Consider the following 12,449-nt stretch of genomic DNA (forward strand, 5'->3'; position numbering starts at 1 on the left):
TGCTCCGCAAACGTCAATGAAACATCAATGAAACATTAACCGGCAGAATGCCCGGGACTGCGCGCTGCGGTTTTTCTACAGCTTTGCCTCTGCCTTCAGCTGCCTCACCGCCCCGACCAGGGCGACAAAGGCCTTGGTGCAGGGCGTGCCATTGGCCAGCATTCCCTGCGCCTGTTCGTACTCGCCGAGGTTGATCTGCCGTACCACCTTTTCCAGCTCCGCATGGAAGGCCGCATGTGCGTCCAGGCAGGGCTGGTATTGCTTGAGGAAGCGGAAGCGGCGTTCACCCTCGCCGTGTAGCCAGTTGCCGAGCATGCAGGCATCGAGCTTGGCAACGCCCTTGACATCCAGTTCATGCTTGCCGGTGATGGCGGCAAGCAGCTTGGGCTTCATCTCCGCATCTTTTGCCAGTGCCTCTTCGAGATTCACGTCATCCTCCGTTTGGAACACGCCAGCGCGGGTCAAGCCTACTGGGCGAGAGCAACTTCGAACAGCGCATCCGATGCGTCCATTCCCTGGGCGAATGCCGGCGTACGGGTCGCACCATCCTTGTCATCGCTGCCGATTTCGAACCATTTGCCGCCGCTGAGCTTCCACTCCTCGTATTCATAGGTGGGCCGGGCATCGAACGCATACCAGCAGCCGCTGGCATCCATCGCCATGAAGCGTGCGGTGAAGTCGCTGGGGAAGTCGATACCGGTCAGGCCGAGTTCGGCCGCGGTCTTGACCGGGATAGTGCCGGTCTGGATATCTTCTGAAGCCATAACGCTGTCTTTCATTCCTGATAAAACCAATAGCACTCCCATCATGCCATGGCCATGCTCGCCTGCCGAGATGCAGGAACGCAGGAGGCGCATGCATGGTTTCTGATGGGCAATTCCGATAATGGCAGATTTGGCGCGCGGATTCAATGCGGGATTGCGCATATTGCGCGGATTGTTGCGAACCGCCGGGCGACCTGCGCAGCGGCGGGCCGAAAGGAGACGATGCGGTTTTACTTTTCGCTCGGCGTCCTGACGCGATCGCCAAGCACGTCCTGCACGTACAACATGGTGATCAGCACTGCAGCGACGGCAGCAAGCGGCGTGGCCAGCGCGACGCCCGCCATGCCGAGCAGCGCGCCGAGCAGCACCTGCATGGCGATGGTCAGTGCCGGCGGCAGGGATACGGTTCTTTTTTCGATCAGAGGCATTAGCAGATAGCCTTCTACAAGCTGGACGACGAGGAACAGCAGAGCGACATAGCCGGCTTGCACGGTATCCTGCGTCAGCGCGATCAGCACCGCCGGTATGCCGGCCATGATGGGGCCGACATAGGGAATGAAATCGAGCAGCCCGGCGATGATGCCGAGCACCAGCGCAAGCGGAATGTCGAGCAGCGCCAGTCCGGCCGTCGTGGCCACGCCCACCGCCAGCATGGAGACCGCCTTGCCGGCCAGCCACTGGCCGAGCGTGCGCCCGAGTTCATCGAACACCTCGCGCACGCGTGCCCGCTTGCGCTGCGGCACCAAGGTCACGATGCCGTTGATGTAGATGCCCGGCTGATAAGCGAGATAAACGCCGACGAATGCAATGATGGCGATATTGCCCACCACGCCGAGCAGACCGGAAAAGAAGAGACCTGCCTGCGGCAGCGCAGACGCCAGCTTGCCGGCCATTTCGTCTGGCGGCGGCAAACCACCCATCAGCTGCTCCAGCATGGGGTATTCGGACAGGCGCTTCTGCAGATCCTGCAGCGCTTTCGGAACAGTCTCTGCCAGCTCCCCTGCCTGCTGCGATACCTGCGGCGCCATCAGCCAGCTCGCGCCAGCAAGGACCACGACCAGCAGGGTAACAACCAGGCTGAGAGCCAGCCAGTGCGGAAGATGCAGCCATTGCCGGACGCGGCGGCTCATGTCGTACAGCAGGATGGCGAAAAGTATGCAGGCAAACACCAGCATCAGGACATCGGCGGCATACCAGACGATGCCCGCAACCGCCACGAACAGCAGGCTGACCGTATCGAACAGCACGGTGCGGTGCATGAAGTGCCGGTCTTCGCGGCGGCTCTGCTTCTGTCCGGCCTGCTGTGCCTGCGGTACATGCGGTGCGGGCGCTCTGGACTCGTCGACGGATTCGGCGATGATGTGCTCCTTGCGTGACGGGGTTCATGGTGAACCCTTCCTGCAAGTTTGGACATCGGGCCTTGCAATTGTTTCTGGCCGCAAAGGCAGGCTTTGCATTTGCTCAATGCAATCCCATGCCAGGGGGAATCGGGTGTCTGACGTGCGCTTAATGACAGTCCGGCACGTCCTGGTCGAGATAGACCTCGAAGGCGATATGCTTGACCGCCTTGGCGACGAGATGATCGGGATAACGGTTGGCAGACCATTCCCTGGCGATGCGCGTCAGCGCCGCCGCCGATTTCGCATCGCTCTTCTGCACGATGAACGCCAGCCGCGCGCGCGGCGCCGCGACAGGAAGGCGCGCGGAAAACTTTTTCCATTCCGGCAGCCTGATCAGTTCTTCCAGCATGGTGTTGTCATGCACGGCGGCATCGCAGTCGCCGGTGCGCACGGCCAGCAGCGAATCCGCCGGGGCGCGCTTGACGACTTCAACGGCGCCGTATTGCGCGGCAAGCGTGCCGACATAGAGTCCGCCTTCGGACAGGCAAACCTTGCGTCCCTTGAGCTGCGGCCAGCTCTTGATGTCGGTATCGGTGCGCATGATGGCCATCGGCCCGACCGCGTAGTCGAGCGGAATGACGGTGGCCGACTTGTGCACCGGCGCATCGTCCCGCACGGCGGCGAGCACGACATGCGCCTTGCCGGCGTCGAGCGCCACACCGGCGTCTTCCGGGGCAACGCGTACCGCGGATGCGAGCAGGCGCAGGCGCTTGCCCAGCTCCTGCACCAGCGCGTTGTCGATGGCGTCGGGCGTGCGGAATTTCATTCCGCCCTTGTATTCCGGGTCCACGTAACGGACGCCGGCAACGAGCTGCTTGCGCTGCGCCGCCTCGTCCAGCCCGCCGCCGGCATGCACCGCCTGCGGCAGCACGCACGCCGCCAGCACCAGCGATGTGCCGGACAGAATGCGCGAGGCGTTCATCAGGGGGCGGGATGCGGACATGGCAGGCATTTGAAGTTTGGCAAACTCACACGTACTGGTAGCGCAGGACGCGATGCTTCAGGTTTTCGAGCAGCAGCTGGTCGATCAGCGGCGCGAGGATGGCAATGGCCAGGATATTGGTCATCACGCCGACCATGTCGGCGGTCTCGCCTGCATACGACAGAGAGCGGCCGAGGCCCTTGCCGAAGCCGACCAGCATCTCGGCCGAGATCAGAGCGCGCCATGCATTGCCGAACGCCAGCTGGGCGCCGGTGATCAGCTCCGGCATCACCGCCGGCAGGTAGACCCGCTTGAGCAGGTCCCAGCGCGATGCACCCATTACGCGCGCCGCCGACACATGCACATGCTGCACGCTCTCGGTGGCGTTCATCACCGACAGCGCGGCCGGGAAGAAGGCGGCGATGGCGACGACCACGATGATGGGCAGGCTGCCGAAGCCCATCACGATGAGCAGCAGCGGCACCCAGGCAATCGAGGGAATCGACTGCAGGATGATGATGGCCGACTTCAGCACTTCGCGGAAGAAGAACAGTACCGCGCCGATCAGGCCGAATCCGATACCCAGAAGCAGCGCCGAACCGTAGCCCACCCCGAGACGGGCCAGGCTGCCCCAGAGCGCCGCGCGGAAATTTTCCTGTTGGATGTCCTGCCACAGCCGCACGATGACCGTCGGCACGTCGGGCATCAGGAAATCAGGCAGGAACCATGCGGCGACCTGCCAACCGAACAGGATGAAAATGACCGCAAGTACGAAAGCGACTTTCTTGCGGTAACCGGAGAGGCGTGTTCTGTTGCTCATTATTGCTTTGAATGAAGATGGCCGGAAGATCCGGCCATCGTTGCGGGTACGTCTTTATCGGTAGGTCTTTATCGAACCATCGTTGCCGGACCTGCCGGCAAAGCGCAAGGCTCAGAATCAGAGCTTGCGGTCCTTCTGCCAGCTCAGGTCGAGCACGCTGTTGACGTCGAAGGGCTTGCCGTCACGCGTCTTCAGGGAACCCTGTTCCTGCAGGATGTTGGCGATTTCCTGCATGCGCGCCTGTTCCTTCTGGGTCAGCACCGGGCTGAAAGTCTGGCTCTTGATCGCATCGGTGATCACCACCTCGCGTGCAATCTCGCCCTTCTTCAATGTCTTGAGCGTCGGTTCGGAAATGAAGTAGCCGGCGATCAGCTTGGCGGCGTCGGTGGGCTTCTTCTGCAGCAGGTCGATGGCTTCGCGCTGCGCATCGAGCGATTTCCAGACCGCGTCCTTGCGCTTCTTGAGGGTTTCGCCGGAAGTGATCACCACCATGCAGGGGAAAGGCCAGACTTCGCCGATCTCGTAGATCTGCTTGACCGGCGCGATCAGCTGCGCAATGCTGGCCTGCGGCTCGAACAGGAACGCCGCGTCGACGCGCTTGCCGACCAGCGACTGCACCGCCACCTGCGGGCTCACGCCCATCACGTTCACGTCATCGGCCTTGAGGCCGGCATCCCTCAGCACCACGCCCTTGAGCACGGTGTCGGCGGTACTGCCTTCGGCCTGCGATGCCAGGGTCTTGCCCTTGAGATCGGCCACCTTGGCGATGCCCACGTCTTCGCGGGCCAGGATCGCGTGGTAGCCGTGCTGCGCGCCGCCAACCACTTTCAGGTCAGCACCCTTGGAAGCCCAGGCGACGGCATTGGTGAAGCCGAGCACGCCGGAGTCCAACTGGCCGCCGACGATGGCCTTGATCAGGTCGGTGCCCGACTTGAACTCGACCAGTTCCACGTCCAAGCCCTGCTTCTTGTAATAGCCCGCTTCCTGCGCGACGATGGCCTGTGCATCGTCCATCACCCGCAGATAGCCGACCTTGAATTTTTCCGCGGCCTGCGCCTGGCTTGCCAGTGCAAACGCAACCAGGGTTGCGCCGATCATTTTTGTCATTTTCATACTTCTGCTCCTTCAAGTAACTTGGCCACATCGTCCTGTTCGGCGTGAATGCCGAGCAGGCCCAGGATTTGACGGCGCATCGCGGCGAACTCCGAGAGGTCGTGCGTCTTTTCGTGATGCGCCAGGTTGAATTCCTTCAGCACCGTTGCCGGGCGGTTGCTGAACACCAGGATGCGGTCGGCCAGGAACAGCGCCTCGTCGACATCATGGGTGACCAGCAGCACGGTCGGCCGCGCCTCGCGGATCAGGTCGCGCAGCGAATCCTGCAGGGTCATGCGGGTCAGCGCATCGAGCGCGCCGAAAGGCTCGTCGAGCAGCAGGACCTTGGGATGCGAGATAAAGGCGCGGGCCAGCGCGGCGCGCTGGCGCATGCCGCCGGACACCTGGTGCGGATAGTAATCCTCGAAGCTCTTCAGATTGACTTTCTCGAGCCACTGGAACGCCTGTTCGCGCGCCGCCTTCTTGTCGACTTTCTGGAGTTCCAGCGCCAGCGCCACGTTCTGCGCCAGCGTCAGCCACGGATAGAGGGCATTCTCCTGGAACATCAGCGTACGTTCGGGATGCGGGCCGCGCACCGGCTGACCGTTCGCAAGGATATTGCCGCCGCTGGGCTTCTCCAGTCCGGCGGCGATGTGCAGGAGCGTCGACTTGCCGCAACCCGAGGGACCAACCAGCGCAACCAGCTGGCCCTCCTCGAATTCGCGGCTGAAATTTTCGATCACATGCAGACTGCCGTACTGCTTGGAAATATTGTCAAAGGTGAGCTTCATCGGGATACTTTTCAGATTCGAACCGCCAAACGTGCATAGACAAATATCAACTGCTTAAGGTCCGAAGCATTTTGCACATCCTGCAAATTATGCGAATGCGCATTTTAATTGGTTTTTTCTATAGCGTACTTTATTGGCCGGAACGCAATGGAGCAACAATTTTTAACTCCTTTGCTTATGCGGTGACGGCATAAGTTATTTCACTTTGGCTCCGTGGTCAAAACGACAACGCGAGAGGGGGAAATTTGCGACCTAGCTCAATACACTGTCCGCAGATTGCAGTAAGGTCTGCAACTAAATGTCGACTGGGATGCTCTATGTAGCCTGATTCATAAGGTATTGGACTCGATGACACTGGCCGGCTTCATTCAGCAATATGGATATCTTGCCCTTGCGCTCGGCGCCTTCCTCGAAGGCGAGACCGTTGTCATCGCGGCTGGGCTGGCCGCTTATCACGGCCATCTCGCAATGCCGCTCGTCATTGCCATTGCGGCAACGGCAAGCTTTCTCGGCGACCAGCCTTATTTCTATGCCGGCCGTCTCTATGGCGCGTCCTTGCTGACCCGGTTTCCATCCCTGTGCAACCGCAAGGCACGCATCGACGACCTGATAGCGCGCCATCATGTCCTGCTGGTGCCCTCGCTCCGCTTCCTGTACGGTCTGCGCATCGTCGGTCTTGTCATGATCGGCATGAGCGGTATCGGCGTCATTCCCTTCCAGCTGCTCAACATTCTCAGCGCCGTCGTCTGGGCCATCGCCTTTGCCCTTGTCGGTTATGCGGCCGGCTATGGCATTCACCTCCTCGGCGCCAGCTCGGATGTCACGCAGATCATCGTGGTGACAACGGTGCTTCTCAGCTGCACCATCGGCTATCTGATCGTGCAGCGCCGCAAGAACGATCCCGACCGCTGAGCATTCTCCACAGAGTCGGCCTTTGCCGCGCCCATGAACGCGGTCTTTTCAGATCGCGCTTCTTCATTACTGCCGCTCTCTCGTCTCTGCCGCTTTCGTGAGTTAACGCATGGCATGGCCATTGCTTGATTGCAATAACGATCTGCCGGACATGGGTTCCGTCCCATTCCGGTGCAGATCGGCCTTGCCAATTCATTCAGATTCATCCAAGCAGCGACATGAAAAAAAATAATTCAAGCATACCCATCGGGCGGCAGATCGGCCTCGCCTTCGCACTCGTTCTAGTACTCATGGCAGGCACTACCGCCCTGTCGGTCTGGCGTTTCAGCGACGTGGCAGGCAAGACCAATGACATGATGCGGGCGCCGCTGGCCAAGGAACGCCTGGTGAGCGACTGGTACCGCAACATCCATACCGGCGTGCGGCGCACCGCAGCGGTGGCGGTCAGCACCGATTCGGCGGTGAGCGACTTCTTCGCCAAGGAGATCGCGCAGGGCACGGCGGCCAGCGACGAGCTGCAGAAACGTATCGAACGGATGCTTGTCTCGCCGAAGGAAAAGGCGCTGTTCGAGGACATCGCGGCGCGGCGGAAGGTCTATGCGGCGGCGCGGGAGGAAATCGAACGGGCCAAGGCCAACGCCAGCCTGTTCGAAGCCACGACGCTGCTCGAAAAGACCTTCATCCCGGCATCCAGCCAGTATCTGGATGCCGTCAACGCCCTGCTTGAAGAACAGCGCAAGGGTATTGATGCCAGCGCCGCCGAGATCAATGCCATTTCGGACATGAGCCGCACGCTCCTGATCGGCGCCGGACTGCTTGCACTGATCGCGGGCATTGCCGGCGCGACGCTGATCGTGCGCAGCCTGCTGCGCCGTCTCGGCGGCGAACCGGCTTATGCGGTGGAGATCGCAACCCAGATTGCAGCCGGCAATCTTGCGATGCCGATCGAAACGCGCGCCGGCGACCAGACCAGCCTGATCCATGCGATGGAAACCATGCGCGACAGCCTCGCCAAGATCGTGCGCGAAGTGCGCCAGGGCACCGATACCATGGCCACCGCATCGTCGCAGATCGCTGCCGGCAACCGCGATCTGTCATCGCGCACCGAGGAGCAGGCGGCTTCGCTGGAGGAGACCGCCTCCTCGATGGAAGAGCTGACATCCACCGTCAGGCAGAATGCCGACAATGCGCGCCAGGCCAATGCGCTTGCCGCCACGGCATCGGAGATCGCCGGCCAGGGCGGCGGCGTGGTGAGCGAGGTGGTGCGGACCATGGGCTCGATCAATGCGTCTTCGAAGAGAATCGTCGACATCATCGGCGTCATCGACGGCATTGCCTTCCAGACCAACATCCTGGCGCTCAATGCGGCGGTGGAAGCCGCCCGCGCCGGCGAGCAGGGACGCGGCTTCGCGGTCGTCGCCGCAGAAGTGCGCAGCCTGGCGAAACGTTCGGCGGATGCGGCCAAGGAAATCAAGTCGCTGATCGACAGTTCGGTCGAGAACGTAGAATCGGGGACGAAGCTGGTTGACCGCGCGGGCGCCACCATGCAGCAGATCGTCGAAAGCGTGCGGCGGGTGACGGACATCATGGGCGAGATTGCTGCTGCAAGCCAGGAACAGAGTTCCGGCATCGAGCAGATCAACCAGGCCATCAGCCAGATGGACCAGACCACGCAGCAAAACGCGGCCCTGGTTGAACAGGCTACGGCGGCGGCGGGAGCCATGCAGGAGCAGGGGCGTACGCTGGCACAGTCAGTCGGCTTCTTCACGCTCGACGGCATGCCGGCCGCAGCGCCGCAGGCGGCTGTGCCGACAGCTGCGGCGCCTGTACGGATGCCGGCACAGACATCGGCTCAGATAGCCTCACCTGCAGCCGCCCTGCCGGCGCCGGTGAAACGGCGAGCGCTGCCAACTGGGGAAGGCGACGGCTGGGAAGAGTTTTAACCGGACGGCACCAAGCCCGACATGCGGCGGGCTTGGCGCGGACTAAGCCGCCGGCTGGCTTACCTTGTCGAGAAAGCCGATCACAGTACTGATGCGCCCATCAGCAATCGTCGCCACATCGGAGCCATGCGCCACCGGCGCCTGGCCCGGCGCGGCGAGCGTCCATGAAAAGCGCACCACGTCATGATGGCCGTCGGGCGTACCCGCCAGCGTGAAACGCATGCCGGGAAACTGGACCTGCGCGCCGGCGATCATCGCATCGATGCCCGCATGCCCGGCCCCGCTCATCAGCGGGTCCTGATAAGACGCCTCCCTGCCGAAAGCCTGCTCCACGAGAGCACGGCGGCGCGGTGCATCGGTTTCATTCCAGGCTGCGAGATATTGTTCTGCAATTTCATGAGGTGATTTCATCGCTGGCTCCTTGAAGATGTTTGATGACGACGAAGCCATTCTGCAGCGATGCGGGCACCAAGGCGATTACATCGCAGGTAAAGCGGCCGGCAGCCATCGAGAGACTGCGCGCTCAGGAGGTCGCCTGCACGCAATGCTGCCCAGCGCCATGCCAGGCAACGCTTTGCCGGCTCGCCAACGTGCGAGCGTATGACCTTGTCAGGCTTGCTGTGCATGGGCCTGTCCGGCGCAGGACAGGTCCAGCGATGCGGCAATCAGTGTCAGTTTCAGCTTCATGACATCTCCTTCGGCAGTTCGCTTGAAGCGACGGCCGGGTGTAATACCAATCCCAAGGCATAACATGCCATGAGACCGATGGATTTTTCCGCCTGCCCGCGTTGCGCTCGTCATCCATAGCCCCGCTATGGATTCCTCCCGCGCCTTGCCAGTCGAAAAAATCCATCGGTCTCATGGCATGTTATGCCTTGGGATTGGTATAAGGCTGCGTGTCATCTTCAGGAGCACAAGGGCTTTCATCCGTGCAGGTCACGCGCACTACGCAACGGCAGGGCCACCAATTCGTTGTCACAAACTTTTGTCTATATCAGAATCGTTGCAAATGTTATTGCAACTGGCTAATTTTTAGGCCTTACATCGCTTCGACGAAGGAATCAGAGGAAAGATAAAGAATTTTGTCCAAGACAAAACATCATTTTCCTTTGACAAACCTCAAGTGCGATATCGTGCGCTTTCCTATTATTCGGCCATGGCAGAGGCCATCGAAGTCCCGCCCCACCGTTCAAGGAGAATCACATGAGACGCGCAACCTACCTGTTCGCAGTCATGGCGACTGCATTTCTTACCGCCTGCGGCGGCGGCGATGACGACTTGCCGGCCACAACGACCGCGACCGCGGCAGCCACCACCATCGACAAGGTAGCCCAGGATCGCGGCTTCACCGCCCTGCTTGCCGCGGCCACCAAGGCCGAACTGGGGTCGACACTGTCCGATACCAATGCACAGCTCACCGTGCTGGCGCCCACCGACGCCGCTTTCAACAATCTTGCCACCACGCTCGGATTCGCCAACGCCAACGCGATGGTCAGCGCACTGCCGGCGGCGGCATTGAAAAACATCCTCACCTATCACGTCCTTCCCGGCAACAAGCCGGCGTCGCAACTGACCGCCGCCGCCCAATCCAGCCAGCCGACGCTGTACACCTTCGAAGGGCAGCCGGCGCTGGTCACGGTCAGCACCGCGGGCGGCGTCAAGGTAGGGGATGCGGTCCTGACCAATGCCAATGTGGTTGCCACCGATGTTGCCGCCAGCAACGGCGTGATCCACGCGATCGACAAGGTGCTGGTGCCGCCGGGCGTATTGAATATCGTGCAGATGGCGCAGCTCAATCCCGAGCTGTCATCGCTGGTGTCCGCCGTCACGCGCGCCAACCTGCAGGGCACGCTGACGGGCGCCGGACCATTCACCGTGTTCGCACCGACCAATGCCGCCTTCGCCGCCGCGCCGTCCGGCCTGAGCACGCAGCAGCTTTCCACCGTGCTGACCTACCATGTGCTCGGTTCGCAGGTGCTGGCCTCGCAGATCCCCTTCAACACGCCGGTTGCCACTGTGGCGGGCCAGGCGATCACCTTCAATGCCGGCACGCCGCCGACGATCACCGACACCACCTCGACTCCGGCGCGCATCACCGCCACCAATGTACGCGCCAGCAACGGCGTGATTCACCTGGTCGACAAGGTGCTGATACCGAGGTTGTAAGTTTCGTTCAGCCGCTGCAGCAAGGCTGCCATGGCGATCAATATGTCGCCATGGCGAAGCACTTCAGTCAAGCGTCTTCATATTCCGAAAACAAGGCTTCCTGCCTGGCCTCGGCGGCGACGTGCAGCAGCCACACCGGCTTGAGTTCATGCGCAGGATGATGAGCGCGATGCTTGGAGAACCAGAACACATCCGACAATTCCTCATCATCATGCGATGACGCGATGACGAGTTTGTCTTCGGGCACGTCTTCATAGTCGAAGGCTTCCAGGCAGGCATCCTCGACCGATTCCTTCCACGCTTCGCTTTCCCTGCCCCAGGCCATCAGATAGCGGCAGCCCTTCTCGACCAGCCAGCGGCAAACTTCCCACCGCCACATCTCGGAGACTTCGTCGTCGATGATGAGAATGGCCTTGAACGGCGGCTTGTTTTCCAGCGGCGGCAATTCGCCGTCGGGCTGCAGGTGGAGATAATGCAGGGCAGTGTTGTGCATGTCACTTGACTCGTGCGATTCATCGGATGGATTGGGGCGAGATTGTACCGCCTTCGCTTGGCGGGCTGCTCCCGCTGTGCTCTTCGCAGCGCCGCTCGCGCTCTTCCCTTTCCCTTCGGATCTGATGCGCGTAGCGCCTTGCTGCCGGGGGGATCGGCTGCCAGTCGAACTGGCGGCCGATGGTGATATGGAAATCAGGTTCGGGCGGCAAGCCCAGTTCTGCCCGTATCTGCTGGAAAACATCGCTGTAGACCGGCAGCGACCAGAAACCGAAATGCCGGCGCAGTTCCACGTCGTACTCGACGTCAATGTCAACGCCCTCATACTTGCCCCAATACTGCATATTCGGCACATGCTCCTCGTGCCGGACGATGGTTACATGCGTGCCGAAGATGGGGCGGTTCAGCCGCAGCGCCTGGCCGTACCGGCGCTCGACGAACCACTGGTACAGCAAGTCCAGGTCGTCGTCGGGCAGGGTCGCCACCAGCGAGCGCTTGTCGTAGGGCTTGCTGGAGCGTCTCGGCGGCAGGTCGTAGGCGAGGCGTCCGCGCACGGTCAGGCGTTGCATCTGCGGTAGTTGGAAAAAGGATTGCATTCCGCTTCGACAAATTGTCGTGCAGGACATTCACGGCACGGATGTTTCGATAGGTCATCGCCGCAAGTGCTTTCGCCTTCGAGGAGCGGCGATAATCAACCGGATCGCATCCGCTCTTCAAGCCGATGCAATGACCTGTCCATGACCCGGGGAGGAAAGCATGAACTATGGATATACACCGTTCTGGAATTTTCAGGCTCCCGCAGGCGACGTGCTTCAGCGCATCACGACGCCCTGGTTCTCGCCGTCGCTTACCGTCAACTATGCCGGCAACCCCGCGATCGAGGAACGGGTGGTGACCCAGGTTGCCAGCTATGGCAAACAGCTGGGCTGGCTCACGGAAATCGTGCTGGCGCTTGCCGACGGCGAGGACATCAACGAGGAAACGAAAAGGAAGCTGCGTTCCGCCTGCGAGCAGATCCAGAAGATCAAGCGCGATATGCGGCAATCCGCTTATCTTGAAGCCAGCGATGCCCTCGACCGCCTGCAGAAGGAGCATCCGCATTCCTACAGGGAATTGATGGAAAGGCGCAGGGCCGTTTAAGCATGCT

The 12,449-nt window shown here is 61.2% G+C and carries 14 protein-coding genes; 4 read left to right on the plus strand and 10 right to left on the minus strand.

Annotated elements, in window-relative coordinates; translation table 11 throughout:
• Nucleotides 1-75 precede the first annotated feature (75 nt).
• The 7 genes from IGW03_RS26975 to IGW03_RS27005 form a co-directional block, all read right to left on the minus strand.
• The gene (locus tag IGW03_RS26975) at nt 76-429 is read right to left on the minus strand and encodes a CZB domain-containing protein (protein WP_194725638.1); all 354 of its coding nucleotides are present in this window, start codon (nt 427-429) and stop codon (nt 76-78) included.
• 38 nt (nt 430-467) lie between these two features.
• Nucleotides 468-764, minus strand: a complete 297-nt coding sequence (locus tag IGW03_RS26980; protein ID WP_194725639.1) for a hypothetical protein — start codon at nt 762-764, stop codon at nt 468-470.
• A gap of 230 nt (nt 765-994) precedes the next feature.
• Nucleotides 995-2,023 carry an AI-2E family transporter gene (locus IGW03_RS26985; protein ID WP_194725640.1) on the minus strand — a complete coding sequence of 343 codons (1,029 nt, stop codon included), beginning with the start codon at nt 2,021-2,023 and terminating at the stop codon, nt 995-997.
• 247 nt (nt 2,024-2,270) lie between these two features.
• Nucleotides 2,271-3,107: a type 2 periplasmic-binding domain-containing protein gene (locus IGW03_RS26990; RefSeq protein WP_228536121.1), complete on the minus strand. Its 837-nt coding sequence runs from the start codon at nt 3,105-3,107 to the stop codon at nt 2,271-2,273.
• A gap of 25 nt (nt 3,108-3,132) precedes the next feature.
• Complete coding sequence (locus IGW03_RS26995) at nt 3,133-3,906, minus strand: ABC transporter permease (RefSeq protein ID WP_194725641.1); 774 nt, start codon at nt 3,904-3,906, stop codon at nt 3,133-3,135.
• Nucleotides 3,907-4,023: 117 nt separating this feature from the next.
• Nucleotides 4,024-5,019: an ABC transporter substrate-binding protein gene (locus IGW03_RS27000; protein WP_194725642.1), complete on the minus strand. Its 996-nt coding sequence runs from the start codon at nt 5,017-5,019 to the stop codon at nt 4,024-4,026.
• Nucleotides 5,016-5,789, minus strand: coding sequence for an ABC transporter ATP-binding protein (locus tag IGW03_RS27005; protein WP_194725643.1), 774 nt, complete (start codon nt 5,787-5,789; stop codon nt 5,016-5,018). The genes IGW03_RS27000 and IGW03_RS27005 overlap by 4 nt, the downstream gene beginning before the upstream one ends.
• A 348-nt stretch (nt 5,790-6,137) precedes the next feature.
• On the opposite strand from IGW03_RS27005, the gene IGW03_RS27010 reads away from it, so the two are divergent.
• Nucleotides 6,138-6,701, plus strand: a complete 564-nt coding sequence (locus IGW03_RS27010) for a DedA family protein (RefSeq protein WP_228536124.1) — start codon at nt 6,138-6,140, stop codon at nt 6,699-6,701.
• Nucleotides 6,702-6,919: 218 nt separating this feature from the next.
• Nucleotides 6,920-8,644 carry a methyl-accepting chemotaxis protein gene (locus IGW03_RS27015; protein ID WP_194725645.1) on the plus strand — a complete coding sequence of 575 codons (1,725 nt, stop codon included), beginning with the start codon at nt 6,920-6,922 and terminating at the stop codon, nt 8,642-8,644.
• 42 nt (nt 8,645-8,686) lie between these two features.
• Here the strand turns inward: IGW03_RS27015 and IGW03_RS27020 are convergent, their stop codons facing one another.
• Entirely contained in the window at nt 8,687-9,055 is a 369-nt protein-coding gene (locus IGW03_RS27020) for a nuclear transport factor 2 family protein (protein ID WP_194725646.1), read from the minus strand.
• Between the two features lie 792 nt (nt 9,056-9,847).
• Between IGW03_RS27020 and IGW03_RS27025 the strand changes: the two genes are divergently transcribed.
• Nucleotides 9,848-10,810 (plus strand): fasciclin domain-containing protein, encoded by a 963-nt coding sequence (locus IGW03_RS27025; protein ID WP_228536122.1) that lies wholly within the window; start codon nt 9,848-9,850, stop codon nt 10,808-10,810.
• 67 nt (nt 10,811-10,877) lie between these two features.
• On the opposite strand, the gene IGW03_RS27030 is transcribed toward IGW03_RS27025, so the two are convergent.
• Together IGW03_RS27030 and IGW03_RS27035 are read right to left on the minus strand one after the other, a co-directional pair.
• Entirely contained in the window at nt 10,878-11,303 is a 426-nt protein-coding gene (locus IGW03_RS27030) for a DUF7684 family protein (protein ID WP_194725647.1), read from the minus strand.
• A gap of 19 nt (nt 11,304-11,322) precedes the next feature.
• On the minus strand, nt 11,323-11,898 hold the full coding sequence (locus IGW03_RS27035; protein WP_194725648.1) for a hypothetical protein: 576 nt from the start codon (nt 11,896-11,898) through the stop codon (nt 11,323-11,325).
• A 160-nt stretch (nt 11,899-12,058) separates the two neighbouring features.
• Between IGW03_RS27035 and IGW03_RS27040 the strand changes: the two genes are divergently transcribed.
• On the plus strand, nt 12,059-12,442 hold the full coding sequence (locus tag IGW03_RS27040) for a hypothetical protein (protein ID WP_194725649.1): 384 nt from the start codon (nt 12,059-12,061) through the stop codon (nt 12,440-12,442).
• Nucleotides 12,443-12,449 lie beyond the last annotated feature (7 nt).

This window comes from Noviherbaspirillum malthae (genome assembly GCF_015352985.1).
In the GTDB taxonomy this organism is placed as follows: Bacteria; Pseudomonadota; Gammaproteobacteria; order Burkholderiales; family Burkholderiaceae_D; genus Noviherbaspirillum; species Noviherbaspirillum malthae.